This window comes from Methylosinus trichosporium OB3b (assembly GCF_002752655.1).
Lineage (GTDB): Bacteria > Pseudomonadota > Alphaproteobacteria > Rhizobiales > Beijerinckiaceae > Methylosinus > Methylosinus trichosporium.
Genome location: NZ_CP023737.1, coordinates 183,107 through 208,909, shown reverse-complemented (window position 1 = coordinate 208,909; position 25,803 = coordinate 183,107). Strand labels below are relative to the sequence as shown.

Here is a 25,803-nt window from a genome sequence, read left to right as displayed (position 1 = left end):
TCTCCGCAATGAAGCTAGATGATCGAGGACGCCGAGGCGCGCCCCGAACGAGGTCGGCCGCGCTGCCCCGCCGGAGCCGCCGTCACGGGACGATGGTCTGCGACTGCGCCGCGCTCGACGGGTCATGCGCCGCGTCTCCCGGAAAGCTCGCCTGCAACGTGTGCGCGCCGACGCCGAGCGAGCGCGTCGACAAAAGCGCGCGGCCACGCACAGCGGGAGTCAAGCGAAGGACCGGCGTCGGGGTCGAACGATGCGTATTCGTGCCGTCGCCGATCTGGCCGAAGAAGTTCTGGCCCCAGCATTGAACTGCGCCGGCGCTGGTCAGCGCGCAAGTATGGGAGCCGCCGGCGGCGACGACGCGAACGCCGCTCGAAAGACCCGTCACCGGCCCGGGAATGGGCCGACTGCCCGGCGTCGACGCATCGCCGAGCGCGCCGAACGAGTTCGATCCCCAGCACAGGACGGCGCCCGCGCCGGTCAGCGCGCAAGTGTGATATTCGCCCGCCGAGATGGCGACGACGCCGCTCGAAAGTCCCGACACCGCGACCGGGGTGGAACGATTTTCATAGGTCCCGTCGCCGAGCTGGCCGTCGAAATTGGCTCCCCAGCATAGGACAGCGCCGGCGCTGGTCAGCGCGCAGCTGTGAGCCCCTCCCGCCGAGATGCCGACGACCCCGCTCGAAAGACCCGACACGGCGACGGGCGCCGAGTGGTCCGACGTGGTCCCGTCGCCGATCTGGCCACGGTCATTATAGCCCCAGCATTTGACGGCGCCGGCGCTGGTTGCAGCGCATGTGTGCTCTCTGCCTCCCGTGATCGCGACGACGCCGCTCGAAAGGCCCGCTACGTCGACCGGCGTTCGGCGGCTCGACGTCGTTCCGTCGCCGAGCTGGCCCTCGGAATTGTACCCCCAGCATTTGGCGGCGCCGGCGCTGGTCAGCGCGCAAGTGTGGACCGCGCCGGCCGCGACGGCGACGACGCCGCTCGAAAGGCCCGACACGCCGACCGGCCTGAGTCGGTCGTTCGACGTCCCATCGCCGAGAATGCCGGAATTGTTGAAACCCCAGCATTTGACGGCGCCGGCGCTGGTCAGCGCGCAGCTGTGCAGAATACCCCCCGTGACCGCGACGATATCGTGCGAGAGCCCCTGCACATCGACCGGCGCGTCTCTTTGCTTGGTCGAGCCGTCGCCGAGCGCGCCGCGGTCGTTCCCGCCCCAGCATCGCGCGCCGCCAGCCGCAGAGACTGCGCAGGCATGCGTCGCTCCCCCGGTCAGGGTCGCCTGCCCCGCGCCGATGCGCGACAGCAGCGCCGCGCCGATGACGACCGCTCCATCGGAAAAGGTCACCTTCCCCGTCGGCCCGAGCCCGCGGCCGTCGACCTCGGCCTGTAGCCGCACGGTCCTCCCTATCTTCGCCGGATCGGGCGAAGCGAGCAGCCGCATGCGCGACGCGCTCTTGGCGAATGCGGGCGCCACGAGGGCGAGGGACAGCGCAGCGGCGCAGACAAATCTGAAAGCGTTCATAATCGAAATCTCCGTCGAATGAGAGGAAGCGGCGGCCGTCACTGGACGATGGTCTGCCATTGCGATCCGCTCGACGGCGTGTGAGTTGCATCGCCCGGAAAGCTCGCCTGCAGCGCATGGTCCCCACACCGAGCGCGCGCGTCGATAGCCGCGCGCGGGCGCGGACGACGGGCGTCAGGCGGGAGACGGGCGTGGGGAGGACTTTGTTTGTCGTGGTTCCGTCGTCGAGTTGGCCGTCATAGTTATAACCCCAGCATTTGGCGCCGCCGATGGTCACCGTGCAGCTATGAACCAATCCGAGCGCGATCACGGCGACTCCGCCGGAAAGATTTGATACGGCGACGGGCGTGTCGTTCCATCGCCGAGCTGGCCCTCGGAATTGTGACCCCAGCATTTGACGGCGCCGGCGCTGGTCAATACGCAACTATGAAGGCCGGTCGCGATCGCGACGATATGGCTCGAATTCCGGCGAACAAGGTCGCCTGCCGCGCTCCCGCGCGCGCCAATTTCGCCGAACCCAAAGACACGGAGCCGTCGGTGAGGCTCACCAAGCCCAACGGGCCGCCGCGGCGGCCGTCGACCTCGGCTTGCAGCAACACCGCCTGGCTTGCCTTCGCCGGATCAGGCAGAGTGACGAGCCGCGCGCGCGACGCGCTTTTTGCGAAAGCCGGCGCGGCGAGCGCGAGAGAAAGGGCTGCGACTGCGAGAAATCGCAAGGCATTCATGTTCGAAACTCCGTTAATCGAGAGGCCCGAGAGAAGCAGCGACGAGCCGGCGTCACGGGACGACGGTCAGCGACTGCGTTCCGCTAGACGGCGTATGCGCCGCATCGCCGGGATAGCTCGCCTGCACCGCATGCGTCCCGACGGCGAGCGAGTTGGTCAGCAGATGCCCCCGCGCGCGGACGAGCGCCGTGAAACCAGGAATCGGCTTGGGCGCGAGGCGGCGGCGCTGAAACGTTCCGTCGCCGAGCTGACCCAGCCCGTCGCTGCCCCAGCATCTGACGACCCCGGAGCTGATCGTCACACAGGTGTGATCGGAGCCCAGCGCGATCGCAACGACGCCTCGTGTGTGGCCAGGCACTGCGACGGGCGTCGTCCGATTTGTCATCGTCCTGTCGCCGAGCACACCGTCTTGATTGGATCCCCAGCACAGGACAGCGCCGTTGCCCTTGAGCGCGCAGTTATGATTGCTGCCCGTTGCGATCGCGACGACGCCGCTCGTCAAACCTGACACTACGACCGGGGTGTGACGGGTCGTCGTCGTTCCGTCGCCGATCTGACCGTTGGAGTTGTCGCCCCAGCAAACGACGGCGCCGGCCTTGGTCAGCGCGCAGCTGTGGCCCCAGCCCGCCGTGATCGCGACGACGCCGCTCGAGAGGCTCGGCACGGCGACGGGCGTCGCGCGATTCGCCGTCGTCCCATCGCCGAGCTGGCCGTGGGAATTAGAGCCCCAGCACTTTACGGCGCCGGCGGTGGCGAGCGCGCAACTGTGCTGGTTTCCGCCAGCGATGGCGACGACGCCGCTCCGAAGCCCTGTCACGCCAATGGGGGTGCGATGATAGGTCGGCGTTCCGGCGCCGAGCTGCCCCGCGACATTCGAACCCCAGCATTTCACCGCGCCGACGCTGGTCAACGCGCAGCTGTGGACGTCGCCGGATGCGATCGCAACGACGCCGCTCGAAAGACGCGTCACGACGCCCGGCGCAGACCGGTTCGGATAAGTCCCGTCGCCGAGCTGCCCGACTTGATTCCAGCCCCAGCATTCGACGGCGCCGGCGCTGGTCAACGCGCAGCTGTGGCCATCGCCCATCGAGATCGCGACGATGTCGCTCGGCAAACCCGACACCGAGACGGGACTGCTTCGGCGGACCATTGTTCCGTCGCCGAGCTGGCCATAATCGTTTCGACCCCAGCAGCTCACGCCGCCTGCCGCAGGCAAGGCGCAACTGTGCTGACCGCCCATCGACAAAGTCGCCTGCCCCGCGCCATAGGGCGACAGCGGCCCCGCGCCGAGCGTGATCGCGCCGTCGGCAAAGCCCACCGTTCCCGTCGGCGCACCGCCGAGCCCGTCGACCTCGCCGACGAGCTTCACCGTCTGGCCGAGCTTCGTCGGATTGGGCCGAGACAAGAGCCGCGTGCGCGACGCGCTCTCGGCGAATGCGGGCGCCGCGAGGGCGAGAGACAAAATCGCGGCAGCAACAAATCGGAAAGCGCTCATGATCGAAAACTCCGTGAAAAGCGAGAAGAGCGGCATGATCTGGCGGCTCGACGCGTTCGGACCGGCCTATCCGTTCGGCCGTCAAGGGACGACGAAGTGCGTATGCAGCCGGCTCGACGGGCCATGCGCTCCTTCACCCGGATAGCTCGCCTGCAGCCGATGCGTCCCGACGGCCGGAGCCGCCGTGACAGACAGAGCGATGCACAAAATTTTGAAACAACTCATGATGAAGCCTCCGCAACGTCAACGGAGGCTAGGAAATCGTCCTGTCGTGAACAAGCTTCGACCCCGGTTCGGCCCCGCGCTCTAACGACGCACCTCTCGGCCGCCGCTCGCGGCGGAGCGCCGCATTCGCTTTTGTTTCACGGCCGAGCGGCGCGCCGAGCCAGCGTCACGGGACGATGCTGTGCGACTGCGATCCGCTCGACGCCGAATGCGCGGCGTCGCCCGGAAAGCTCGCTTGCAGCGTATGCGACCCGACGGCGAGCGAATTGGTCAGCATGGACGCCCGCGCACGGATCAGCGCCGTGAAGCCGGGAATCGGCGCCGGGGCGAGACGGTTCTTGAACGTTCCGTCGCCGAGCTCGCCATGCCAGTTGTTACCCCAGCATCGGACGATCCCGCCGCCGACCGAAACGCAGCTATGATCGCCGCCCAGCGCGATCGCGAGCACGCCTCTCGTATGGCCGGGCACGGAAACGGGCGTGGCGCGATGCGTCGTCGTCCTGTCGCCGACCTGGCCGAAGTAGTTGCGCCCCCAGCACCAGAGCCCGCCGTCGCCTTTCAGCGCGCAATTATGACCGTAGCCGGCCGCGAGCGCGACGACGCCGCTCGAGAGGCCAGACACGGCCACCGGGGTGATGCGAGTCGTCGTCGTCCCGTCGCCGACCTGGCCATAGTAGTTGTAGCCCCAACATTTGACGGCATGGGCGCTGGTCACCGCGCAAGTATGGACCCCTCCGGCCATGATCGCGGCGACGCCACCCGCAAGACCGGTAACGGCGACAGGCTTACTACGCTCCGTCGTCGTCCCGTCGCCGAGCTGGCCTCGGTGATTTTGACCCCAGCATCGTGCGGCGCCGCCTCTCATCACCGCGCAACTGTGATTGTCGCCCGCCGTGATCGAGACGACGCCGCTCGAAAGCCCCCAGGCGCCGACCGGCGTGAGACGATTCACATAGTAATTCTCCACTCCATCGCCGAGTTGACCGAGTCCGTCCCAACCCCAGCAAAGGACGGCGCCCGCGCTGGTCAGGGCGCAATTGTGGAATTGGCCCGCCGCGATCGCGACGACCCCGCTCGAAAGACCCGATACGGCGACCGGCGTCAGACGATTCGTCATCGTCCCATCGCCGATCTGACCATTGGCGTTCGAGCCCCAGCAGAGCACGGCGCCCGCGACCGTCAGCGCGCAGGCATGCAACGCTCCTGTCGTGATCGCGACGACGCCGCCGGACAGGCCGGACACCGCGACCGGTGAAGGTCGATCCGTCGTCGTCCCGTCGCCGACTGCGCCGAATTCATTATAGCCCCAGCACATGACGCCGCCGACGCTGGTCAGCGCGCAAGCCGACGCCAGCGTCGCCTGCCCGGCGCCAAAGGCCGACAGCGTTCCCGCGCCCAGCGCGACGCCGCCTTCGGAAAAGCTCACCGTCCCCGTCGGCGCGCCGCCGCCGAGGCCATCGACCTCGGCGATGAGCTTCACCGCGAGGCCGGCTTTCGAAGAACCGGGCTGGGCCATGAGCCGCGTGCGCGACGCGCTCGCTGCGACGGCGGGCGCGGCGAGGGAAAGAGAGAGGATCGCGACGGCGAGCCACCGAGGCGCCGCGGCCGCGACGACCCCCGACATGCACGAAATTGTGAAAAAACTCATGACAAAGCCTCCCCCTATGCAACGGAGGCTAGAAAATAGCACTGTCGTGAACAAGCTGTGAACCCGGTTTGGCCCCGTGCTCTAACGACGCACTCGGTGCGCCGAGCCTGTGCTATGCCGCATCCCCTCCTTTCGCCCGCCATTTCTCTCGCTTTCCGCCCTGAAGCGGCTAAAGGAGACGCTCGCATTGGCCTCGGACCGGACATGTTCGCACAAGACAAGCTCGACCTCATTCTCCGCCGCCACGATGAGATCGGCGCCAGGCTCGCCGCCGGGCCGGACGCCGCGAGCTTCGTCGCGCTGTCGCGCGAGCTCGCCACGCTGGACGATGTGGTCGCCAGAATCAGGACCTGGCGCGCGACCAGCGCCGAGATCGCCGGCCTCGGCGAGATGCTGGCCGATCCTGCGCTCGAGCCCGAGATGCGCGCCTTCGTCGAGGGCGAGCTCGACGCGGCCGAAAGCGCGCTCGCGAGCGCCGAGCAGGAGTTGAAGCTCGCGCTGCTGCCGAAGGATTCGGCCGACGAGAAGGGCGTCATTCTCGAGGTGCGCGCGGGAACGGGCGGCGACGAGGCCGCGCTCTTCGCCGGCGATCTCTTCCGCGCCTATCAGAAATACGCCGGCGTCAAAGGCTGGGGCGTCGAGATTCTCTCGGCGAGCGAGGGCGCGCTCGGCGGCTATAAGGAAATCGTCGCCGAGATCTCTGGACGCGGCGTCTATGCGCGATTGAAATTCGAATCTGGCGTGCATCGCGTGCAGCGCGTGCCGGCGACCGAGACGCAGGGACGCATCCACACATCCGCGGCGACAGTCGCGGTGCTGCCGCAGGCCGAGGAAGTCGATGTCGCCATCGACGACAAGGATCTGCAGATCGAGACCATGCGCTCCGGCGGCGCCGGCGGCCAGCATGTGAACAAGACCGAATCGGCGATCCGCATCACGCATCTGCCCTCGGGAATAGTGGTGATGATGCAGGAGGAGCGCTCGCAGCATCGCAACAGGGCCAAGGCGATGGAAGTGCTGCGTTCACGCCTCTTCGACGCCGAGCGCCAACGATTGGACAGCGCGCGCGCCGCCGACCGCAAGGCGCAGGTCGGCTCGGGCGACCGCTCGGAACGCATCCGCACCTATAATTTTCCGCAAGGCCGCGTCACCGACCATCGCATCAATCTGACGCTGTACAAGCTCGATCGCGTGATCGAGGGCGAGCTCGACGAGATCTTCGACGCGCTGACGACGGATCATCAGGCGAAGCTGCTGGCGCAGAGCGAGGAATGACGTTCCGGGACAAAGGCGAGCCTTGGAGGCTCGCATGGCGAAACCGCGATGTGCGCCGGCGCACATCGCGCGCGGCGAGCCTTTCGTAAGGTCGCGAGGCTCGCCGAGGATGAGCGACGCCATTTCGTTTCACGGAGCGCGACCATGATCAAAACGCTTTTCACCGCAGGCCTGCTGGCCTTCGCCCTCGCGGGCTCGACCCTCTCCGCCGACGCGCACTCGCGCCACTATCATCATGATCATGGCCCCGACGCGGGCGACGTCGCCGCCAGCGCGCTCGGCGCGCTCGCGCTGGACGCGATCACCGATTCCGATTGCTATGTCAGCCGCCGTCCCGTCACCGATCGCTGGGGCAATGTGCGCTATTTCCGCGACGTGACGGTCTGCGACTGAGCGCGCGCGACGGCTCGCCTGCGAAGGGCCGGCGTCCCCGGCCCTTTCTTCGCGCTCGCGGACGCTTGACAGGATCGCGCGCGCCGATTTAACTGCCGCCCCATGACCTTCGTCCCCGCTGCGCCCTTCTATTGGTTTTTCGGCTATCTCGCGCCGGCGGCGAAGGGAGCGATGCGGATGGTCGACTAGAGACCCAGAAGCCCGCGAAAATCCCTGGAGCCGCCAGACCCGCTGGCGGCTTTTTTGCGCCGCCGGCCCCCACAGAAGAGGAGCCGCGCCGTGCCGACCGAAACCGACGATCTGCGCATCGTCAAAATCAAAGAGCTGACCCCGCCCGCCGAGATCATGCGCGAATTGCCGCGCAGCGAGAGCGCGAGCCGCGTCGTCGCTTCCGCCCGCGCCGCGCTGCGCGAGATCCTGCGCGGCCGCGACGACCGTCTCGCCGTCGTCATCGGCCCGTGCTCCATTCACGATGCCGACGCCGCGCTCGATTATGCGCGCCGTCTCGCCGCAGCGCGCGACGAATTTGCCGATCGGCTGCTGATCATCATGCGCGTCTATTTCGAGAAGCCGCGCACCACCGTCGGCTGGAAGGGCCTCATCAACGATCCGCGTCTCGACGGCAGCTTCGACATCGAGACGGGGCTGCGGCTGGCGCGGCGCCTGCTGCTCGAGGTGAATGAGCTCGGCCTGCCGGCGGGCTGCGAATTCCTCGACATGACGACGCCGCAATATACCGCCGATCTCGTCGGCTGGGGCGCGATCGGCGCGCGCACGACCGAGAGCCAGGTGCATCGCGAGCTCGCCTCGGGCCTCTCCTGCCCCATCGGTTTCAAGAACGGCACCGACGGCAATGTGCGCATCGCCGTCGACGCGGCGCTCTCGGCCGCGCAGCCGCATCATTTCCTCGCCGTCACCAAGGACGGGCGCTGCGCCATCGCCGCGACCCGCGGCAATGAGGATTGCCACATCATCCTGCGCGGCGGAAAGACGCCGAACCATGACGCCGTGAGCGTCGCAGCCGCCTGCGCCGAGGCGGAAAAATCCGGCGTCTCGCCCTATGTGATGGTCGACGCCTCACACGCCAACAGCGGCAAGAAGCCGGAGAATCAGCCCCATGTGATCGATGAGCTGGCGCAGCGGATCGAAGCCTGCGAGCGCAGCGTCATCGGCGTGATGATCGAAAGTCATCTCGTCGGGGGGCGTCAAGACCTCGTCGCCGGACGGCCGCTCGTCTATGGGCAGAGCGTCACCGACGGCTGCCTCGACTGGCCGCGATCGCTCGACTGCCTGCGCCGTCTCGCCGAGGCGGTCGAGCGCCGGCGTGCGGCGGCCGGCGCGCAGATCGCGGCGGCGGTCTGACGCCGATGCGGCGCAAATGCGACGATCCGCCGCATCGGCGTCGCGCCGCGGCCATGTGACAGATCCGGGGAGGCCGCAAGACAACCCGCCCCGGAGGCGGGAGGAGTTGACGCAATGGAGATTTCTCTCGAGCAGGCCGTGGAGATCCACGCCCGCGTGCTCACGCATCGGCTCGCCGGCAAAGCTCCGTCGAAGGCGCGCGAGCGCGCGCTCGACCTGCAGCGCGCCGGCGACGACGAAGGGCACGAGGTCTGGCTCAAGGTCGCCGATTCGGCCGAGCGCCTGCTGGACCGGATCGCTGCGGACGAGGCGACGCTGCTTCAGTAGTTTCCACAGGAAAGTCGTCACGAAAGGTCAGTCTCGGAACGCTAGACCGCGCATCGACTCAACGGAGCCGATGCATGACCCTTCTCACGCAATCCCTGGAGCGCTCGGGCCTGCTCGCCGAACCATCGTCGGCGCCCTCGGACGCTCATGCGCGCAGGCTCGACAGCTATCTGCTCAACCGCCATCGCGGCGCGGAGGCGGTGCGCGACATCATCCTCGCCGCGCGGCTTCGCCGATCTCGGCTTGCCGCATGTCGCCGCCGATCTCGCCGTGGTGCTGCGCCTGCTGCTGGCGAAATGTCCCGAGGCGCGCGGCGAGATCCGCCGACCGCTGGTCTGGGACGACGCCGCCTGAGCAGGGGCTCAGGCGTGCGCCGCCGCCGAGAGCGCTCCGTCCAGCACGGCGAGAACGCGCTCGACCACGGCGTTCTCCGCTTCGAAAAAAGCGCGCTCTTGCCGCTCGAGCTCGTCTCCCTCTTCGGGCTCGCACAGCTCGCGGCGAATGTCGCATAGACGCTCCGCCCGCCGCCGCAGCGTCCCGACGAGCGCTTCCGCATCGCTGCGCGCGAGCGAGAACGTGACGGTCTGCTCCATCTTTCCCTCCTCGAGAGACGAAATAAATGGAGTTGGCGCCATTGCTTCGCAACGCGCCGCGGGCGGGACGCGTTGATATTTCGTGACAGCGCTCCAAGTGGGGCGCAGCTTTCTCGAACACGAGAGGAACGACCAATGGAACGCCGCCAATTCGTCGCCGCCATCGGCGCCGCCGCGGCCGCGGCCTCGGCGAGCCGCGCCTTTGCGCAAACGACGCAAGGTCTCGCGCCGGGCGCGCCTGTGCATCACCATCCGGCGAAATATCACGCGCTGATGGAGACGAGCGCCAAATGCGTGTCGACCGGCAATGAGTGCCTGCGCCATTGCTTCGGCATGCTGTCGATGAACGACACCAGCATGGCCGACTGCACCAAGGCCTCCTATGATCTCGTCGCCGCCTGCGCGGCGCTGGAGACGCTGTCGGCGGTCAACTCGTCGGCGACGCCGGCGCTCGCCAAGACGGTCTATGACGTGTGCATGGCCTGCAAGAAGGAATGCGACCGCTTCCCGCAATATTCCGAATGCAAGAATTGCGGCGACGCGTGCAAAGCCTGCGCCGACGAATGCCAGCGCGTGTCGAGCTGAACGAAAGACGAGTTGAACGAACGAAAGGACGGGCGGCGCGAGTCGCCCGTTTTCAACCGTCCGCCAGCATCCGCATCGCCGCCTCATGGATGCGGCGATCGCCCACCGCGATGATCGCCCCGCCCTGCGCCGCCGAGCCGCCGTCCCAGGTGGTGACGATTCCTCCCGCGCCTTCGACGATCGGGATCAGCGCGACAATGTCGTAAGGGTTGAGATTGGTCTCGATCACGAGATCGACATGGCCCGCCGCCAGCGCGCAATAAGCATAGCAATCGCCGCCGTAGCGCGAGAGGCGCGTCTTCGCCTCGACGCGGAAGAAGGCGTCGCGCAGGCTCTCATCGATCAGCTTCGGCGAGGTCGTCATCAAGGTGGCGTCTGCGAGGCTCGCGCAGGCGCGCACGCTCAGCTTGCGGCGCTCCTCGGCGGCGGCGGCTTGCTGCGCTTTCCACGCGGGCTCCGCATGGCGGCGCGCCGGCCCGCGCCAATAGGCCGCCTCCCCGTCTCCTGAAAAACGCTCGCGCGTGAACGGCTGATGCATCAGCCCGTAGCAGGGGCGGCCATTATGAGTGAGGCCGATCAACGTGCCCCACAGGGGCAGGCCGCAGATGAAGCTCTTGGTGCCGTCGATCGGATCGAGCACCCAGACATATTCGGCGTCGGCGCGCACATCGCCGAATTCCTCGCCGACGATTCCATGGCTCGGAAAAGCGCTCTCGATGAGCCGCCGCATGGCGATCTCGGCGGCGCGGTCGGCCTCGGTCACCGGATCGAAGACGCCGCCATGGGCCTTGTCCTCCGTCGCGAGGCTGGTGCGGAAGAACGGCAGGATCGCCTCGCCCGAAGCATCGGCGAGACGCTCGACGAATTTCTCGAAATCGACGGCGGACATGCGCTCTCTTTTCCTCGCGGCTGGTCGGCTCTTCGCGGCTATTCGGCGGCGGCGCGCTGCTCGCGCGGTCCGACCGTCTGCGCCAGCAGCCGCGCCAGCTCGCCGAGCCGCGCGACCAGCAGCTCGAACGCGTCATTGCGCGCGAGATCGTTCTCGTCCATGTAGAGATTGCGCGCGATCTCGATCTGCACCGCATGCGAGCCGGCGGCCGGACGGCCGTAATGCTCGGTGATATAGCCGCCCGCATAGGGACGGTTGCGCTGCACGTGATAGCCCCATTGCCGCAGCCGCGCCTCGATGGTCTCGACGATCTCCGCCGAGCAGCTGGCGCCGAAGCGGTCGCCGAGCACGAAATCGGGCTTGCGCTTGTCGCCGCGCGGCGTCTGGCTCTCCTTGGCGACATTCGACGGCATCGAATGGCAATCGACGAGCAGAGCGACGCCGAAGCGGCGCCGCGCGCGCTCCACCAGCCCGCGCAGCGCGGCGTGATAGGGCTTGTGCAGGCTGTCGATGCGGCGCAGCGCCTCGTCGACGCGCAGCCGCTCGGCGTAGATCTCGCGCGCGTCGGCGACGACGCGCGGAATGGTGCCGAGGCCGGCGGCGACCCGCAGCGAGCGCGTGTTGACGAACTCTGGCAGCGCATCCTCGAACATGCGCGGATCGAGCTCATAGGGCTCGCGGTTGAGATCGAGATAGGCGCGCGGGAAATGCGCCTTGATGAGCGGCGCGCCCGCCGTCGGCGCGAGGCCGAACAGCGCATGCACATGCGCATCCTCGGAGCGGCGCAGGCTCGCAATGTCGAGCCGCGAGCTGGCGAGAAAGCCGGCGGGATAGATGTCGCCCGAATGGGGAGAGGAGAAGACCAGCGGGGAGACCAGCTCCTCGGGCTCGATCACCTCGAAAGGCGCGCCGATTCCCGCATCGGGCGACGCGGCGCCGTCCTGCGCCTGCGCGCTATCCTCGTCCTGCAACGGCTCGGAACTCATCGACCTCACCCTCGATCGTTTCGCGCTTGGTCCGTGCTCGCGCTTCGTCCGACCCGGCACCATAGACCGATCGGCTCGGGGATTCCCGAATTTTTATCGATATGCGAAACAAGGGCCAGGGCAAGGCGGCGCGAGCGTCGCCGCGTCTTCTTCGTTTCACCCGATTTTTACCAAAGTGCGTCCTTATGAGGCAAACAGGCGAGGAACGATATGACCGAGAAGATTTCCGCGAAGATCCTTCTGGCGGAGGACGACAACGACATGCGGCGCTTTCTGGTGCGCGCGCTGCAGACGGCCGGATTCGCCGTCAAATCCTTCGACAACGGCCTCGCCGCTTATGACCAGCTGCGGGTGGAGCCTTTCGAGCTGCTGCTCACCGACATCGTCATGCCGGAGATGGACGGCATAGAGCTCGCCCGCCGCGCCACCGAGCTCGATCCCGAGATCAAGGTGATGTTCATCACCGGCTTCGCCGCGGTCGCCCTCAATCCGGACAATCAGGCTCCCCGCCAAGCCAAGATCCTCTCCAAGCCCTTCCATCTTCGCGATCTCGTCAACGAGGTGCAGCGGCTGCTCGCCGCCTGACGCGGCGCCGATGGGCGCGCTTGCTCCTTTGCGCGCATTGCGCTAAGAGCGCCGCAATTCCTGCAGGATGTCGAGGACGAGAGAATGAAAAAGGAAATCCACCCCGAATACCATACGATCAAGGTCGTCATGACCGACGGGTCGGAGTATTTCACCCGCTCGACCTGGGGCTCGGAGGGGGACATCCTCAATCTCGACATCGACCCCAAGACGCATCCGGCCTGGACCGGCGGCTCGCAGCAGCTGCTCGACCGCGGCGGCCGTCTGTCGCGCTTCAACTCGCGCTTCGGCAATATGTCCTTCGGCAAGAAGTGAGAGAAGCCGCTTCGGGCGGCGCTCCCCCTCGATGCATGGCGATCGGGGTGAAGGGACTTATCCACGACCCTCGTCCTGAGGAGCCCGCGAAGCAGGCGTCTCGAAGGACGGCGCAACGGGAAGAGACCTGAAGATTTCGCCCCACGGCCGCCCTTCGATACGCCGCCTACGGCGGCTCCTCGGGAGGGTGGGGATCCTTCGCCCGATTGCCCTGCCCAACGACGCTCCTGAGCTTTACATTCCCGTCGCGAAAGCGTTGCGCAGCTTCTGCAGCTGCGCCTCGACCGGGCTCGGCTCGGTGGTTCTCTGCGGCGCGACGGACGCGCCATAGATCAGCTGATCGAGATGGATCACGCGCGCCTGCAGGCGCAGCGAGTGAATGGCGAGGTCGCGCAGCTTCTCGGGCAGATGCGAGAATATCTCCGGATTGGAGGCCAGCTCCTGCTGCGACAACCGCACCTTGTGCTTGTCGCTCGCCGCCTGGACCCTAGTGATCTCGCCCTGATTCACGGCGCGCTGCAGCAGCAGCCAGGAGGCGATCTGCATGAGACGGGTCGTCAGCCGCATGCTCTCGGCGGCATAGGCCAGCGCCTCAGGGCGCGGCAGAGATTTGGCGTCGTCGCGGCCGGAGCCGTCGAGATAGGCGGCCGCCTCCTCGACCAGCGCCATGCCCTCCCGGAACAGGGCGCCGAACGCCTCCGAACCTGCGAGCCTCTCCGCGAAAGACACGGGAGGCTGCATGCTTCCGATCAAATCCGACGCTTGCGCCATTTGTCACGCTCTCGAACGCTTCGCTACGCTGCGGGGTCACGCCGCCGCAGTCCCACCGGCTCCCTATGTATCGCAATTTCGCCGGGCGCGCCCTATTAGCTTTCGCTTAACCTTAATCCTTGAATCCGTACGTAATGCCACGCTCGCGGCGTCGGCCAGCGGCCGCCCTCGCCCCATGTGGCGCGGGGAGCGGCCTTCGCGACGCGGGGCGAAGCCTCGGTCGACCCCTTTAAGTCAATGACGCAGCTGATTTTAGCGGTCGCCGTTCACCATCCGCACATGCGCCGGCATCCCATCTTTCGACCATGTCTGCGCTCCCGCCGAGCCGGCGCGAAGCCCCGCGGCGCAAGCGAAGCCTGCCGCCAGCAGCATTGCGGCGCGAATGAGCTGCGCGAGGGAGAGCGTCGCCCGCTGGCGACGCAGCGGCGTCACGGCCGCCGCAGCGTCACGCCGCCCGCGGCTCTGCGTGTCGCGCATGAGCGCCGCCGGCCGGCAATTCGTTCCTGTCTCGCTGATCTCGAACGCATCCATCCCCGCCTCCTCGACAGTCGATGTCCAGCAATTTCTCCAATCGGCGTTACCGAACTGTAACCATACCTACGCGTTGACCGCAGCATCGCCGTCCGGCCTTGCGCAGCGCTGAGAAACAGGCACGCTCACGCTATGAGCGAACCGATTCTCCTCCGCGCCGGCGACGATGATGACGCCGCCGTCTCGCCGCTCGGCGCGCAGCTCTCCTCCTGGCGGGCGCGAGGCGCCGAGCTGCTGTGGTCGCCCGACGCCGCCGTCTGGAGCGAGACCGCGCCGCTGCTGTTTCCCGTCGTCGGCTGGACGCGCAACGGCCGCGCCCGCGTCGGCGACCGCGAGTTTCCGCTCGGCCTGCACGGCTTCGCGCGGCACAAGCGCTTCGCGCTCGCCGAGCGGTCGGAGACCTCGGCGCGCTTCGTGCTCGACGCGGACGCCGAGACGCTGGCCCTCTACCCTTTCGCCTTTCGGCTGGAGGCGCGCTATGCGCTGCGGCCCGGGGAGCTCGAGGTCGCGCTCCGCGCGATCAATCGCGACGAGCGTCCCCTGCCCTATGCGGCCGGCCTGCATCCGGGCTTCCGCTGGCCCTTGGCCGGCTCGCGGGCCCCGCATATGATCCGCTTCGAGCGCGCCGAGCGCCCCGAGGTTCCGGTCATCGCGCCGGGCGGCTTGTTCTCGGCGCGCCGCCGGCCGGTCCCGCTCGACGGCGCCGCGCTGCCGTTGACGCGCGAGCTGCTGGCCGAGGAGGCGCTGTGCTTCCTCGACGCCGCGAGCCGGCGCCTCGCTTACGACAACGGCGCCGGCGCGAACCTTTGCATCGAGCTCGACGATTTTCCGCATATCGCGCTGTGGTCGCGGCCCCCGTCGCCCTTTCTCTGCATCGAGGCCTGGACCGGCCACGGCGACCCCGAGGATTTTTGCGGCGATCTCTATGAGAAGCCGTCCATGCGCATTCTCCGCCCGGGCGAGAGCGCGACCCATCGCGCGACATTCCGCCTGCGCTCGGAAGCGGAATAATCCTTGCTTCTCCTTTGCCCATAGGCTAGCGCGACATATCCCGCGGAGAGGAAAAGAGCTCCATGAAATTCGCCGAAAATGTCATCGAAGCGATTGGCGCCACCCCGCTCATCGAATTGCGCGCGGCCTCGAAGGCGACCGGCTGCCGCATCCTCGGCAAGGCGGAGTTCATGAATCCCGGCGGCTCGGTGAAGGACCGCGCCGCCCTCTCCATCGTCCAGGCCGCCATTGCGGGCGGCGCGCTGAAGCCGGGCGGCGTCATCGTCGAGGGCACCGCCGGCAATACCGGCATCGGCCTCGCGCTCGTCGCCAATGCGCTCGGCTTTCGCACGGTGATCGTCATTCCCGAGACGCAGAGCCAGGAGAAGAAGGACACGCTGCGCCTGCAGGGGGCGGAGCTGGTCGAGGTTCCCGCCGTCCCCTACGCCAATCCGAACAATTATGTGAAGCTCTCCGGCCGTCTCGCCGAACGGCTGGCGAAGGAGCGCCCGGAGGGGGCGATCTGGGCCAATCAGTTCGACAATGTCGCCAATCGCGACGCCCATGTGAAAACGACGGGGCCGGAGATTTTCGCCGACACCAATGGCGAGATCGACGGCTTCGTCTGCGCCGTCGGCACCGGCGGCACGCTCGCCGGCATCGGCATGGCGCTCAAGGAGCGCAAGCCCTCGGTCAAAATCGCCCTCGCCGATCCGATGGGCGCGGCGCTCTTTTCCTATTACACGACTGGAGAATTAAAATCCTCCGGCTCGTCGATCACCGAAGGCATCGGCCAGGGCCGCATCACCGCCAATCTCGAGGGCGCGCCGATCGACCTCGCCTATCAGATCACCGATCAGGAGGCGCTGCCGATCCTGTTCGATCTCGCCGAGAATGAGGGGCTGCTGCTCGGCGGCTCGTCGGGCGTCAACGTCGCCGGCGCGATCCAGCTCGCCAAGGAGCTCGGTCCCGGCCATACGATCGTGACGATCCTCGCCGATCTCGGCACGCGCTACGCCTCGAAGCTCTACAATCTCGACTTCCTGCGCGGTCTCGACCTGCCGACGCCGCGCTGGCTCGAGCGCGCCGGCAAGATCGACCCGGGATACGTTTAGGCAGAATCTCGCCGTTCGCTCCCTTCTCCCGCAGGGGGGAGAAGGTGGCCCTCGCGTCGGCGAGGGTCGGATGAGGGCCCTTCGAGATCAGCGAATTTTCGTAGATTCCGCGCGCGCCATCTTCTCGATCGCCTTCGCCGTCTCGACATCCTCCGGCCGATTGACATTGAAGAACGGATCATAAGGCGTGACGGGCCAGTCGACGACCACATTCCGGTAGCGCTCGATGAAGCCGCTGACCTTGCGCAAATCCTCCTGCACCAGCGCATGGCGCAGTTCCTCGCGCAGTGCGACCGGCCACAGCGCCACCGCATGATGCCGGCGCTCGCCCGAGGCGGCGACCGCGATCTCGGCTCCTTCCGCGGCGCGCGCGGCGACGAGGCGCGCGACGAGATCGGCGGGAAGGAAGGGCGTATCGGCTGGCGCGCTCACCGCGAAAGGCGCGTCCGGATGCACGGCGGCGATGTGATCGAGCCCGGCCAGCACGCCGGCGAGCGGACCGGCGAAGCCTGGAACCCCATCGGCGAGGATCGGCAGGCCGTAGGCGGCGAAGCGCTCCGGCGCGCCATTGGCGTTGAGCGCCAAGCCGACGCATTGGGGCGAGAGGCGGCGGATGACATGCTCGAGGATCGAGGCGCCGCCGATTTCGATCAGCGGCTTGTCGACGCCGCCCATGCGCCGCGCCTGCCCGCCTGCGAGAATGATCCCGAAGCAATGCGTCATTCGTTTCCCCGCCGGTCGCCGCCCTCAGAACCTATACCATAGGGCGCCGATGAGGCCGCGCTCGGCCGAATCATTGACGCCGCGCAAGGCGGCGCGCGCGCCGAGCTGCACGGCGACCTCACGCGTCAGATCATAGACCGCGCTGAGCTGCAGACGTTGCGAGACGGTGAAGGCGGCGCTAGACGCGAAGGGCGCGACATAGAAGAAGCCCTGCGCCAGCAGCAGCATCTCGCGGCTCGGCCGCACGCCGGTCGTGACCTCGGCGCGGATTTCGTCGCTGTTCTGGCCGGCCGTGCGGTAGCCGACCTGTCCTTCGGCGAAGCCGGGCATGCCGAGGAACTCGATCGGCCAGCCGATCTGCAGCCGTCCGTCGAATTGGAAATGCTCGGCCATATCGAGGAACTTGCGTCCCTCGCCGACCGAAGCGCGCAAGCTCGCCTGGGTGGACAGGATCGCGGGACCGAGCTGCAGCAGCCGCAGCCGTGCGCCGAGCGACTGGGCGCCCGGCCCCGCATAGCGCGCGCCCTCGCCGACGCCCGGCGGCAGATAGAGCGGCGCGCCGGCGCGCGCCTGCTCGGTGAGGACCGCCAGCTGCTCGGACTGCTTATTCGCGCCCGAGCCGCGAAAGCGCAGATAATTCGTCTCGGCGACGAGCGTCATTTGCTCGATCAGGCCATATTCCACATAGAGCTGCGTCTCGAGCTTGTCATAGGCCGGAGCGGCGACGAGCTGGCCGCGCGAGTCATAGGCCCCATGCGCCTCTGCAACGTTGGTGGTGAGTATGGCGACGCCCTCGCCCGGAGGTTGCAGAAAGGCGCCGGCCGCGCCGGGCGTCGTGAAAGAAATCGACGCGAGCAATCCATAAAGCCGAGGGTCCGCCCACCCACGCATGATGCGACGCCACGAAAACGACTGGAAACGTAAGGCTCAGATCAGCTGGGGCCACGCTATTGCGAAACAGATGCGCGGGCAAGCGATGTGACGGGCGGGGCTACGAATCCAGATTGACGCTCCCCGCGCAGCCGCGTCATGCCCGCGCTTGTCGCGGGTATCCACGCCGTGACATCGCAGCACGCGAGGAGAAGAGCGGTGATGCGCGGCTCATACTCCCGCATCGCGAGCCGTCACGGCGTGGATGGCCGCGACAAGCGCGGCCATGACGCTGGAAATGCTCGGCTCGTCAACCCGAAGTCGTCGCGTCATTTGATGAATTTGACGGCGGCGAGAATGAGGCCGCCGATTGCGATAACGGCCGCGATAAGCCAACGGGCGATGTCCGCGCGGAGATTCGCCGCCGTGGTCTCGATCTTGGCCTCGAGCCGCAGCTCGGACTCGCGCAGATCGGCCTTCGTCGCCACAGAGTCGCGCAACGCCGCGTCCAGCGCATCCGCCTGGGTGCGCGCCTGCTCGTCGTCGAAACCGGCCTCTTTCAGCCCGCCGATATAGGCGAGCCGATCGAAGGTGATGGCGGGCGAGATCATGCGCATAGGATAGGCGCAGGCAGGGCTGGAATCAATCGACGGCGGCGGGGCAGCAGGCTCGGCTGGAATGCCACCGGTGCGCCAGAAGCGAAAATTTTTGGTAAATCCGACTCCAAAGTGGAGGATCCTAACATGACAGGACCTGTCAATATACGAGGACGTGTTGCCGGAATGATTCGCTCGGCGGCGAATGATGAGTTGCCTTACGGGTGGCTCTACCTCCCGAGGGGCGAAATTAAGGCCCACACAGAATGTGTACTTTTGATGGACGACACGGATGATCTTCCAAACATCGGTGCCGCGCTGGGCTTTCCCGACGAGGGCCTTTCGACAGATGACCTCAAGGATATTTTTCATTGCGCGCAACGCCTGGTCAACAATCCAAGCGATGACGTTTTGGTGCGCGCCTTCAGTTACTACCTAAAGTTCGACGCCTATCTCCCAAGCATCGACGCCCCGGATCCGCTTTCGCCTGAGGTCGTGCAAAGGAACCTGGACAGGGAATTTTATCAGTCACTCGGTGCCGAACGCGAAGGCACTGTCTGCCGCAAGACGGGGTGTGGACGAGGCACCGTTGCGTTTAGCATATTCTGCAAACCGCACCATTTTGAGAGTGTTAAGCAGCGGCCGTGTCCTTTTCGCGATTGAGATGCCCGGCGTCCGTTATGGGTCGAGAGCGGTCTATTTCAGACCGCGTTGCTCCACCGCGCCTACGCTGCGTCATGCCGTAAATGTCTCTCCCTTATAACTCACCCTCTCCAGCCGCAGCTCCCCCTTCGCCTCGAACGCATCCGCCCGCAATCGCAGCTCGCCCGCGACCATCTCGATCCCGAGCAGCGCATAGGCGGCGGACAACATGCGCGCCGCGGCGCCCGTATACCAGGCCCAGCCGCCGCGGCCCTCATAACCCGGCCCTTCATAGACGTCGGCCGGCTGTTGATGCGGCGCCAGACCGTAAATATCGGCCTGCGCCGGCGTCGTCAGCTTGGAGAGCGGCGAGATCGCCACCCAGGAGTCGAAGGCGCGCGCGAATAGCGCGCTCGCCTCTGTGCTGTCGCCGCGCGCGGCGGCGTCGACGGCGAGGCGCGTCAGCGCGTCGACGAGCCAGGAGACGCCATGCGAATATTGCCCGCCATTCTCGCGCACGCCCGGCGGATATTCGGCGCTGCGGCCGGGATAGGGGCTCGAATGCTCGTCGAAGGGCGGAGTCACCAGTAGAATGCGATCGGGCCGCGCCAGCTCGGCCAGCGCCGCGTCGAGAACCTCTTTGCCGCGCGCGAAGTCGACGGCGCCCGACAGCACCGGCCAGGAGGCGGTCATCGCGCTCATCGGCGCGACTTCGCGCCCATCATCCGCATAAGCGCGCAAAAAGCGGTCGCCGCGCCAGCAGGCGTCGAGCGCCGTGCGCAGCGCCTGCGCGCGCTCGCGATAGCGCGTCGCCCGCTCCGCCTGCCCGCGCGCTTCGAACAAAGGCGCAATGTCGGTGAGAATGCCGTGCAGGAAGAAGCCGACCCAGACGCTCTCGCCGCGCCCCTGCGCGCCGAGGAGGTTGAGGCCGTCGTCCCAATCGCCCGTTCCCATCAGCGGCAGCCCATGGGCGCCGAAACGATCGAGCGAATAATCGATCGCGCGCGCGCAATGGCCGAGCAAATCGTCCTTGTCGCGCGAGGTCAGCGGCACGCTCGCATGGCCCTCGCGATCGGGCGGCGTCAGCTCCGCCTCGAGGAAGGGCTCGACCGCGTCGAGAATGGCGAGGTCGCCGGTTCCCGCGACATAGCGGATCGTCAGATAGGGCAGCCACAGATGCGGGTCCGAGGCATGGGTGCGGTCGGCGATGCCGCAGCCGCCGCCGGGCGCGTCATGCCACCATTTGACCGCATCGCCCTCGATGAACTGATGCGCCGCATGTTTGAGAATTTGCGCGCGCGCGATCTCGGGAGAGAGATGGATAAGCGGCAGAACGTCCTGCAGCTGATCGCGATAGCCGGTGGCGCCGGAGCGCTGCGCCGGGCCGGTGCGGCCCCAGAGCCGCGAGGCGAGCAGCTGATAGGGCAGCCAATCATTGACGAAGCGATCGAAATCCGGCCGGTTGGTTTTTATGCGCAAGACGCCGAGGCGCTCGTCCCAGGCGCGCCGCGAATCGTCGAGCGCCTGCAGCGCATAGGCGGGCTCGCGCGCGCGGATCGCCAGCGCCTTCGACGCCTCGAGCGAGCGCGTCTGGCCGAGCGCGACCACGACGATGGCCTCGCCTTCCGCCGGTGCGTCGATCGTGCCGGCGAAGCTCGCCACCTTGCGCTCATGCTCGGGCGCGCCGGCGTCGGGATGGCCATGCTCGACCATATAGGGAAGCTTCGGATCGCGGCTCTCATGGCCGAGGAAGCGGCGCCGCGAGGTCTCGGCGAACTCCGCCGGCAGAGAGGTCGACACGAACGCCCAGCCGTCGACGAAATTATTGCTCGGATTGCGGAAGTAGAGCGCGCGCTTGTCCTCGCCGACGAGCGCCTCGAGGCGGCCGAGGCTCTCATTGGGCGTCTCGGCCAGCACCATCTCCATCATCGGAACGATCTGCAGCAGACGCTCGTGATCGCGACGATTGCAGATGCGCAGCAGCCGGTATTCGACCGGCTCGTTCGGCGCGACGAAGACGGTGAGCTCGAGATCGAGCCCGTCGCGATGGGCGCGATAGATCGCATAGCCGAGGCCATATTCGACCTCATAGCGCGCGTCGCGCCGCCGCAGCGGAACGAAGGTCGCCGAATGCGGGTCCTGGCGGGCGAGATCATAGACATAGATCGCCTGTCCGGCCGGAGCCATGCGGCCCTCGCCCATGCGGAAGGGCGTCAGCGCATTGAGCCGCGAATTGCCGTGGAACGAATAAATATCGCCATGATTGCCGAGCACGGCGCCCTGGCCGAAGCCGTTGGCGATCACATGCGCATGGGTGCGCGGCGTGTCGGGCGTCAGCGTGAGGCTGCGTCCGTCCTCGGCGAAGCGATAGCGATGCTCCTGCGGCGGCTCCGGATGAAGCAGCGCGCGGCGCTTGTCGAGCGCCGCCTCCACCGCGGCGAAATCGACGTCCGCGCGTCCGAGATGCTTGGCGATCGTTTGTGCGGCGGCGCGAATATCCTTGGCCCAGCCGTCGACGATGACGATCTCCGCCGCGCCGCCCGGGGGAACCTCCAGTTCCGCGCGCAGGCTCGCGATCGGCTCGAAGCCGAACAGCAGGCCTTCGTCGGAGCGCGCGCGCGGCGCGGCGCCGTCGAGCAGGCTGTCGGGCGCGCCGGCGGGCCCGAGGCCATAGAAGCGCGCCTTCACATCCTCATAGCCGATGACGCGCAAATGCGTCCCCTCGGCCGCGCCGATCGCATGGAAGCCGACCTCGGGCGAGAGGCGCCGATCGACGTCGCGGCGCGCGCCGCCCTTCAGCAGCCGGTTCTGCGCGATGACGGCGTCGAGCGCGCCGACGAACCATGTGCCGATGTGGATGGCGTTATAGGCGGCGTCGCGCTGCTCGACGCCGGTCTCGTTCAACACCCATTCGCGCAAACTCGCGAGCGTCAGCCGACGCGGGCGCTGCTCGAGATCGACGAGCCGCAGCCGCGTGATCTCCACCGCCTCGTCGGGCGCGAGCGAAATCTTCGCCTCGATCGCAAAGCCGTTCTGCTCGCTGAGAAAATAGAGGAAGGTGCAGCCCTCGCTCTCCAGCGACACCTTCTCGCAGCGCGTGCAGGTCGGCGCCGAGCCGAGCGACCACAATTCGCCGCCCTCCTCGCGAAAGAACAGAAAGCGGCCGCGCGGATGCGCAGGATCGTCGGGACGGCGCGTCAGATCGATCGGCGGACCGCCGCGCGCGACGCCCTCGACGCGCATCACGCCCTGCGCATCCTCGAACCATTGGCTGACGGCGAGGCCGTTGGTCAGCTCGAAAGGCTTGGAGCCCGGCACGCCGCCGCGGCCGGTGACGCCTTCGAGCGGCAGCTTGCCGGCGCGCGCGAGCTGCACGAGCAGGAACACGACGAGCGCCAGAGCGAGCAGGCCCGCATAAACCAGATAGCCGCCGAAGAGATAGGCGTAGGATGGCGGCCGCAGCGACGACATGCGCTCGGCGGCGCTCCAGGCGGAATCCCATTCGGCGCCGCGCGGAATATAGAAGGGCAGCAGCAGCGGCGCCCAGGTGCCGAAGCGGCGCAGACCTTCGGGGATCGCCCGGCCCTTCTGCGCCTTGCCGATGAAGCGCGCGGCCTTCTCATCGGCGATGTCGCCGCCGACGAAGGAGAGATTGACGAGCGTCGCCACGCGCAGGCCCATGTGATCGAACCATATCACCACGCGCACGACGTCATAGGCGAGCAGCGCTGTGAAGATGTCGAGGCTCCAGGCGCGGAAATCCTGGCCCGGCAGCGCATAGCCCATCCAGGCGGCGACTCCGGTGCGGATGAGGCCGTCCTGATTGTACCAGGTCGGATCGGGCGCGGCCTTCAAGAAGGAATAGATGACCGGAGCCATCCACAGACCCCAGCGCAGCACGCGCACGGCGTTCTCGATCAGCATGTCGAGCCCCTCGAGGCTCGCGAGCTGACGCAGCGGCGCAAGGCTGCGCTTCACCAGCGCGGTGAGGAAGAACAGATTGATCGAGAACAAAGGCGCCGCGAACACCCATTGGATGACGCCCGACAGAGATTCGTCGAAGAAGAGACGCACGCCGCCGTCGACGGGGCCGAGATCGGTCGTGCCCCATTTGGAGAACAGCGGACGGATCACATAATCGTTGAGCGGGCGGCCTTCGGCCGGATAGCTGAGCGCGATATAGGCGTAGAATTTATCGACGATGGTCTTCAGCTGGCCCGCGTCGAGATACCAGGCGATGGCGCCGCCGACGAGGCCGCCGAGCAGCGCGCCGAGCGCATAGACGCGCCAGCTGCGCAAATGCTGGCGACGATCATTCATCAGCGCATAGAGATCGAAGGCCGCGTCGACGCCCGCATAGGCGAGCGCGCCGGCGGCGGCGCCGAACAGGAAGCGCGCGCCGCCCTCCTGATCCGGCAGCGCGACGAGCAGAGCGACGCCCACCGCCGCTCCGGCCACGAGACCGCGCGCAAAATTCTCGATGCGGCGATATTCGAGCTCGAGCCGCGCGAAGAAGGGCGGCGTCGAATCCGTGCTCTCGACGATGGCGCGCGCCAGCGGATAGGCCGCAGCGCCGAGGATCGCGCCGCCGATCGGCCCGGAGGCGGCGATGACCGCGAGCGCCGGCGGAAAGGTCACGACGAGTCCCGCGACCAGCAGCAGCGCCATGAAGACGAGGCCATAGACGGCGCCCTTCGTGGCGCCGGTGCGCCAGTCGTTGAACACGATGACCGGCAGCGAGGGCGATCCGCGCAGCATGCCCGCCATGGATTGGGTGACGAGATAGGTCTCGCCCCAGAGCCCGGCTTGCGCGACGGCGGCGAGCAGAGCCGCGATGACGACAGCCACGGGACCGGGCAGACCAGCTACGAAAGGGCTCGAGGCGAGGCTGGCGATCTCGGGCGTCAGCGCGGCGACGAGCGCGGCGAGCGCCAGCACGCCATGCGGCCGCCATTGCTGCGGGAGATAACGGCCGAGCGCCAGCGGCGCGCCGACGATCACCGCCTCGTTGAGCAGGAACAGCACCAGAACCCGCCCGACGAGGACGCGGATGCGCTCCGGAACGTCGAAGCCGAGGAACAGCGCGCCGCCCAATTCGCCGATCGCCGGCGAGCCGAGCGCAATCAGCAAGCAGAACAGGAATGGCAGCCCGAACAGCGCCGCGCGCATGGCCGCGCGCGAGGCGCGCGGCGCGAAGGCGACGCCGACGAGATAGAGCGCTGTCGCGACGCCCGCGCCGACCGGCGTCAGCGCGAACACATGCTCGAGCCGATCGGGCGCCCGCCACAGGACTCCGGCCGGGTCGCACAGAAAGGCGAAGGCGGCGACGACGGCGAAATCCACAGCGAAATCGACGCCCTGTCGCAGACGGCCGGCGGCCGGGCGCAGCAGGAAGACGGCGGTCGCGGCGAAAAATCCTGCGATGGCCAGCCGCTCGCGTCCCCCGGCCGCCTCGATCGCCGCCACGCAGGCGCAGACGACCCCCACCGCCCAACGTTCGAAGCGTCCGATCGCGAAGGATAGGCCGAGGTCGAAGGACGCCATCGAGACATCTCCAGCTCACACTCTCGCCGCGGCGGAATCACGGCGCGGCTTTGCTGCGAAGACTTGCCGGATGAAGCGGCAAAAGTCGACTCTCCCCGCCGGGCGCGGGCGTCGGCGGCGCAATGCGCAATTCTACCGAGCGAGGGCGCGCGCTTTCGCCTTGTTTTCTCCGCTATCTCGATGAAGAAACGCTAAAATCACTGGCGATCCTGCGCCCTGCCCGCGCTTTTGCGCCTCTTGTCCTGCGGCGCCGCTTTCCGGTCGCCAGCCGCGCGCGACAGGCTATAATGTCCAGGATGCGCCATGCAGCCCTCGGTGCGAATGAGCGAGCTAGACGAATCCGAACCGCGCGGCCGGCGAGCCGCGATAGGCGACTCCGCTGCGGCGGCGCTCGCCGAGCGGCGCGTTCCGCGCGCACGCCCCGCCGCCGCGCGCGCCGAGCCCACGGCGGACAATAAGGAGGCGCGCGTCGCCAATCTCACCAGCGCGCTGCGGCGCGCGCGTCTCGCCAATGCGGAGCGCTCCGACGTGCTCGCCGATCTGCGCGAAGCCGAGGTCGCCCGGCTGGAGATCTTGCGCGACCATCTCGCCCCGGTGCTCGCGCAAGTGCCGAAGGATTGCGATCTCTTCGACGTCGGCCTCACCCATGGCGAGCGCCCGCGCCTCTTCATCGACCATGTCGGCTTCATCGAGATGGGGCGCGACCGCCGCAGCTACCGCTTTCTCCAGGACACGCGCCACGGCCGCGTCACCATCGGCGAGAGCGAGAGCGTCGCGACGCTGGTCGACGCCGTGACCGAATATATCGCCCACCGTCTGGTGGAGCGCGAGCGGGCGCTGGCCTTCGATTTCGCCGGAAGCGGCGGCGCCCGCGCCTTCGCGACCGAAACGCGCGCCCCGCGCCCGGCTCTGCCGCGGCGCGCCGCCGGTGCGCGCGAATCGGCCTATAGGGTGGCTCTGTTTCTCGCGCAGGGCGCCGGCGCAGCGGCCTTCTTCGGCCTGGCTTGGCTGCTCACGGCGCATTGGTTGCGCTGAGAACGGGCGATTTCGGCTCCGCCCTCATCCGACCCGGCTTCGCCGGGCCACCTTCTCC

Annotated in this window: 25 protein-coding genes; 11 read left to right on the top strand and 14 right to left on the bottom strand. The window is 67.5% G+C overall.

From position 1 onward, the window contains the following. Window positions 1-82: 82 nt before the first annotated feature. The 5 genes from CQW49_RS01015 to CQW49_RS00995 all read right to left on the bottom strand — a co-directional run bounded on the left by CQW49_RS01015 (window position 83) and on the right by CQW49_RS00995 (window position 5,618). Window positions 83-1,525: an RCC1 domain-containing protein gene (locus tag CQW49_RS01015; RefSeq protein WP_003610903.1), complete on the bottom strand. Its 1,443-nt coding sequence runs from the start codon at window positions 1,523-1,525 to the stop codon at window positions 83-85. 306 nt (window positions 1,526-1,831) lie between these two features. Continuing rightward, window positions 1,832-1,942, bottom strand: a complete 111-nt coding sequence (locus CQW49_RS26250; RefSeq protein WP_197507806.1) for a hypothetical protein — start codon at window positions 1,940-1,942, stop codon at window positions 1,832-1,834. A gap of 360 nt (window positions 1,943-2,302) precedes the next feature. Continuing rightward, complete coding sequence (locus tag CQW49_RS01000) at window positions 2,303-3,745, bottom strand: RCC1 domain-containing protein (protein ID WP_099831848.1); 1,443 nt, start codon at window positions 3,743-3,745, stop codon at window positions 2,303-2,305. An 81-nt stretch (window positions 3,746-3,826) separates the two neighbouring features. Continuing rightward, window positions 3,827-3,970, bottom strand: a complete 144-nt coding sequence (locus tag CQW49_RS24250) for a hypothetical protein (protein ID WP_003610906.1) — start codon at window positions 3,968-3,970, stop codon at window positions 3,827-3,829. 166 nt (window positions 3,971-4,136) lie between these two features. Further along, window positions 4,137-5,618 (bottom strand): Alpha-tubulin suppressor and related RCC1 domain-containing protein-like protein, encoded by a 1,482-nt coding sequence (locus CQW49_RS00995; protein WP_003610907.1) that lies wholly within the window; start codon window positions 5,616-5,618, stop codon window positions 4,137-4,139. Window positions 5,619-5,822: 204 nt separating this feature from the next. On the opposite strand from CQW49_RS00995, the gene prfA reads away from it, so the two are divergent. The 4 genes from prfA (at window position 5,823) to CQW49_RS00975 (ending at window position 8,975) form a co-directional block, all read left to right on the top strand. After that, window positions 5,823-6,893 (top strand): peptide chain release factor 1, encoded by a 1,071-nt coding sequence (gene prfA, locus CQW49_RS00990; protein WP_003610908.1) that lies wholly within the window; start codon window positions 5,823-5,825, stop codon window positions 6,891-6,893. Window positions 6,894-7,037: 144 nt separating this feature from the next. Continuing rightward, a complete protein-coding gene (locus CQW49_RS00985; protein ID WP_003610909.1) occupies window positions 7,038-7,286 on the top strand; it encodes a hypothetical protein in 249 nt (82 codons plus the stop codon). Window positions 7,287-7,565: 279 nt separating this feature from the next. Further along, on the top strand, window positions 7,566-8,648 hold the full coding sequence (locus CQW49_RS00980; RefSeq protein WP_003610910.1) for a 3-deoxy-7-phosphoheptulonate synthase: 1,083 nt from the start codon (window positions 7,566-7,568) through the stop codon (window positions 8,646-8,648). A gap of 114 nt (window positions 8,649-8,762) precedes the next feature. Then, window positions 8,763-8,975 (top strand): hypothetical protein, encoded by a 213-nt coding sequence (locus tag CQW49_RS00975; RefSeq protein WP_003610911.1) that lies wholly within the window; start codon window positions 8,763-8,765, stop codon window positions 8,973-8,975. Window positions 8,976-9,337: 362 nt separating this feature from the next. Here the strand turns inward: CQW49_RS00975 and CQW49_RS00965 are convergent, their stop codons facing one another. Further along, window positions 9,338-9,568, bottom strand: a complete 231-nt coding sequence (locus tag CQW49_RS00965; RefSeq protein WP_003610913.1) for a hypothetical protein — start codon at window positions 9,566-9,568, stop codon at window positions 9,338-9,340. Between the two features lie 135 nt (window positions 9,569-9,703). On the opposite strand from CQW49_RS00965, the gene CQW49_RS00960 reads away from it, so the two are divergent. Continuing rightward, window positions 9,704-10,153, top strand: a complete 450-nt coding sequence (locus CQW49_RS00960; protein WP_003610915.1) for a four-helix bundle copper-binding protein — start codon at window positions 9,704-9,706, stop codon at window positions 10,151-10,153. Window positions 10,154-10,205: 52 nt separating this feature from the next. Here the strand turns inward: CQW49_RS00960 and hisN are convergent, their stop codons facing one another. Together hisN and CQW49_RS00950 are read right to left on the bottom strand one after the other, a co-directional pair. After that, entirely contained in the window at window positions 10,206-11,042 is an 837-nt protein-coding gene (gene hisN / locus CQW49_RS00955; protein WP_003610916.1) for a histidinol-phosphatase, read from the bottom strand. A gap of 38 nt (window positions 11,043-11,080) precedes the next feature. After that, complete coding sequence (locus tag CQW49_RS00950) at window positions 11,081-12,028, bottom strand: N-formylglutamate amidohydrolase (RefSeq protein ID WP_003610917.1); 948 nt, start codon at window positions 12,026-12,028, stop codon at window positions 11,081-11,083. 210 nt (window positions 12,029-12,238) lie between these two features. Here CQW49_RS00950 and cpdR point away from each other — a divergent pair, with 210 nt between their 5' ends. Continuing rightward, window positions 12,239-12,613 (top strand): cell cycle two-component system response regulator CpdR, encoded by a 375-nt coding sequence (cpdR, locus tag CQW49_RS00945; protein WP_003610918.1) that lies wholly within the window; start codon window positions 12,239-12,241, stop codon window positions 12,611-12,613. Window positions 12,614-12,697: 84 nt separating this feature from the next. Next, window positions 12,698-12,928, top strand: coding sequence for a 50S ribosomal protein L31 (rpmE, locus tag CQW49_RS00940; protein WP_003610919.1), 231 nt, complete (start codon window positions 12,698-12,700; stop codon window positions 12,926-12,928). A 234-nt stretch (window positions 12,929-13,162) separates the two neighbouring features. Here the strand turns inward: rpmE and rcdA are convergent, their stop codons facing one another. Beyond that, complete coding sequence (gene rcdA / locus CQW49_RS00935; RefSeq protein WP_003610920.1) at window positions 13,163-13,699, bottom strand: protease adaptor protein RcdA; 537 nt, start codon at window positions 13,697-13,699, stop codon at window positions 13,163-13,165. A gap of 252 nt (window positions 13,700-13,951) precedes the next feature. Continuing rightward, entirely contained in the window at window positions 13,952-14,230 is a 279-nt protein-coding gene (locus CQW49_RS00930) for a hypothetical protein (RefSeq protein ID WP_003610921.1), read from the bottom strand. A gap of 132 nt (window positions 14,231-14,362) precedes the next feature. Between CQW49_RS00930 and CQW49_RS00925 the strand changes: the two genes are divergently transcribed. Then, on the top strand, window positions 14,363-15,241 hold the full coding sequence (locus CQW49_RS00925) for an aldose 1-epimerase family protein (protein WP_003610922.1): 879 nt from the start codon (window positions 14,363-14,365) through the stop codon (window positions 15,239-15,241). Window positions 15,242-15,303: 62 nt separating this feature from the next. Continuing rightward, a complete protein-coding gene (locus tag CQW49_RS00920; RefSeq protein ID WP_003610923.1) occupies window positions 15,304-16,335 on the top strand; it encodes a cysteine synthase A in 1,032 nt (343 codons plus the stop codon). A gap of 87 nt (window positions 16,336-16,422) precedes the next feature. On the opposite strand, the gene mobA is transcribed toward CQW49_RS00920, so the two are convergent. The 3 genes from mobA to CQW49_RS00905 all read right to left on the bottom strand — a co-directional run bounded on the left by mobA (window position 16,423) and on the right by CQW49_RS00905 (window position 18,545). Next, window positions 16,423-17,058, bottom strand: a complete 636-nt coding sequence (gene mobA / locus CQW49_RS00915; protein WP_003610924.1) for a molybdenum cofactor guanylyltransferase MobA — start codon at window positions 17,056-17,058, stop codon at window positions 16,423-16,425. Between the two features lie 24 nt (window positions 17,059-17,082). Beyond that, window positions 17,083-17,916 carry a hypothetical protein gene (locus CQW49_RS00910; protein ID WP_099831723.1) on the bottom strand — a complete coding sequence of 278 codons (834 nt, stop codon included), beginning with the start codon at window positions 17,914-17,916 and terminating at the stop codon, window positions 17,083-17,085. Window positions 17,917-18,257: 341 nt separating this feature from the next. Beyond that, window positions 18,258-18,545: a CCDC90 family protein gene (locus CQW49_RS00905; RefSeq protein WP_003610927.1), complete on the bottom strand. Its 288-nt coding sequence runs from the start codon at window positions 18,543-18,545 to the stop codon at window positions 18,258-18,260. A 126-nt stretch (window positions 18,546-18,671) separates the two neighbouring features. Between CQW49_RS00905 and CQW49_RS00900 the strand changes: the two genes are divergently transcribed. Continuing rightward, window positions 18,672-19,187, top strand: a complete 516-nt coding sequence (locus CQW49_RS00900) for a DUF7716 domain-containing protein (RefSeq protein ID WP_003610928.1) — start codon at window positions 18,672-18,674, stop codon at window positions 19,185-19,187. Window positions 19,188-19,259: 72 nt separating this feature from the next. On the opposite strand, the gene CQW49_RS00895 is transcribed toward CQW49_RS00900, so the two are convergent. After that, window positions 19,260-24,710, bottom strand: coding sequence for a GH36-type glycosyl hydrolase domain-containing protein (locus tag CQW49_RS00895; protein ID WP_003610929.1), 5,451 nt, complete (start codon window positions 24,708-24,710; stop codon window positions 19,260-19,262). Window positions 24,711-25,013: 303 nt separating this feature from the next. Between CQW49_RS00895 and CQW49_RS00890 the strand changes: the two genes are divergently transcribed. Then, window positions 25,014-25,745, top strand: a complete 732-nt coding sequence (locus CQW49_RS00890) for a hypothetical protein (RefSeq protein ID WP_003610930.1) — start codon at window positions 25,014-25,016, stop codon at window positions 25,743-25,745. The last annotated feature ends 58 nt before the right edge of the window (window positions 25,746-25,803 follow it).

Excerpts from the sequence above, each read along its gene's own strand:
- CQW49_RS24250 (WP_003610906.1), bottom strand. The coding sequence starts at position 3,970 with ATGAGTTGTTTCAAAATTTTGTGCATCGCTCTGTCTGTCACGGCGGCT.
- CQW49_RS00920 (WP_003610923.1), top strand. The coding sequence starts at position 15,304 with ATGAAATTCGCCGAAAATGTCATCGAAGCGATTGGCGCCACCCCGCTC.
- CQW49_RS00895 (WP_003610929.1), bottom strand. The coding sequence starts at position 24,710 with ATGGCGTCCTTCGACCTCGGCCTATCCTTCGCGATCGGACGCTTCGAA.
- CQW49_RS00965 (WP_003610913.1), bottom strand. The coding sequence starts at position 9,568 with ATGGAGCAGACCGTCACGTTCTCGCTCGCGCGCAGCGATGCGGAAGCG.
- CQW49_RS01015 (WP_003610903.1), bottom strand. The coding sequence starts at position 1,525 with ATGAACGCTTTCAGATTTGTCTGCGCCGCTGCGCTGTCCCTCGCCCTC.
- prfA (WP_003610908.1), top strand. The coding sequence starts at position 5,823 with ATGTTCGCACAAGACAAGCTCGACCTCATTCTCCGCCGCCACGATGAG.
- hisN (WP_003610916.1), bottom strand. The coding sequence starts at position 11,042 with ATGTCCGCCGTCGATTTCGAGAAATTCGTCGAGCGTCTCGCCGATGCT.
- rpmE (WP_003610919.1), top strand. The coding sequence starts at position 12,698 with ATGAAAAAGGAAATCCACCCCGAATACCATACGATCAAGGTCGTCATG.
- CQW49_RS00985 (WP_003610909.1), top strand. The coding sequence starts at position 7,038 with ATGATCAAAACGCTTTTCACCGCAGGCCTGCTGGCCTTCGCCCTCGCG.
- CQW49_RS00950 (WP_003610917.1), bottom strand. The coding sequence starts at position 12,028 with ATGAGTTCCGAGCCGTTGCAGGACGAGGATAGCGCGCAGGCGCAGGAC.
- CQW49_RS00925 (WP_003610922.1), top strand. The coding sequence starts at position 14,363 with ATGAGCGAACCGATTCTCCTCCGCGCCGGCGACGATGATGACGCCGCC.
- CQW49_RS00890 (WP_003610930.1), top strand. The coding sequence starts at position 25,014 with ATGCAGCCCTCGGTGCGAATGAGCGAGCTAGACGAATCCGAACCGCGC.
- mobA (WP_003610924.1), bottom strand. The coding sequence starts at position 17,058 with ATGACGCATTGCTTCGGGATCATTCTCGCAGGCGGGCAGGCGCGGCGC.
- CQW49_RS00960 (WP_003610915.1), top strand. The coding sequence starts at position 9,704 with ATGGAACGCCGCCAATTCGTCGCCGCCATCGGCGCCGCCGCGGCCGCG.
- CQW49_RS01000 (WP_099831848.1), bottom strand. The coding sequence starts at position 3,745 with ATGAGCGCTTTCCGATTTGTTGCTGCCGCGATTTTGTCTCTCGCCCTC.
- rcdA (WP_003610920.1), bottom strand. The coding sequence starts at position 13,699 with ATGGCGCAAGCGTCGGATTTGATCGGAAGCATGCAGCCTCCCGTGTCT.
- CQW49_RS00930 (WP_003610921.1), bottom strand. The coding sequence starts at position 14,230 with ATGGATGCGTTCGAGATCAGCGAGACAGGAACGAATTGCCGGCCGGCG.
- cpdR (WP_003610918.1), top strand. The coding sequence starts at position 12,239 with ATGACCGAGAAGATTTCCGCGAAGATCCTTCTGGCGGAGGACGACAAC.
- CQW49_RS00900 (WP_003610928.1), top strand. The coding sequence starts at position 18,672 with ATGACAGGACCTGTCAATATACGAGGACGTGTTGCCGGAATGATTCGC.
- CQW49_RS00995 (WP_003610907.1), bottom strand. The coding sequence starts at position 5,618 with ATGAGTTTTTTCACAATTTCGTGCATGTCGGGGGTCGTCGCGGCCGCG.
- CQW49_RS00975 (WP_003610911.1), top strand. The coding sequence starts at position 8,763 with ATGGAGATTTCTCTCGAGCAGGCCGTGGAGATCCACGCCCGCGTGCTC.
- CQW49_RS00905 (WP_003610927.1), bottom strand. The coding sequence starts at position 18,545 with ATGCGCATGATCTCGCCCGCCATCACCTTCGATCGGCTCGCCTATATC.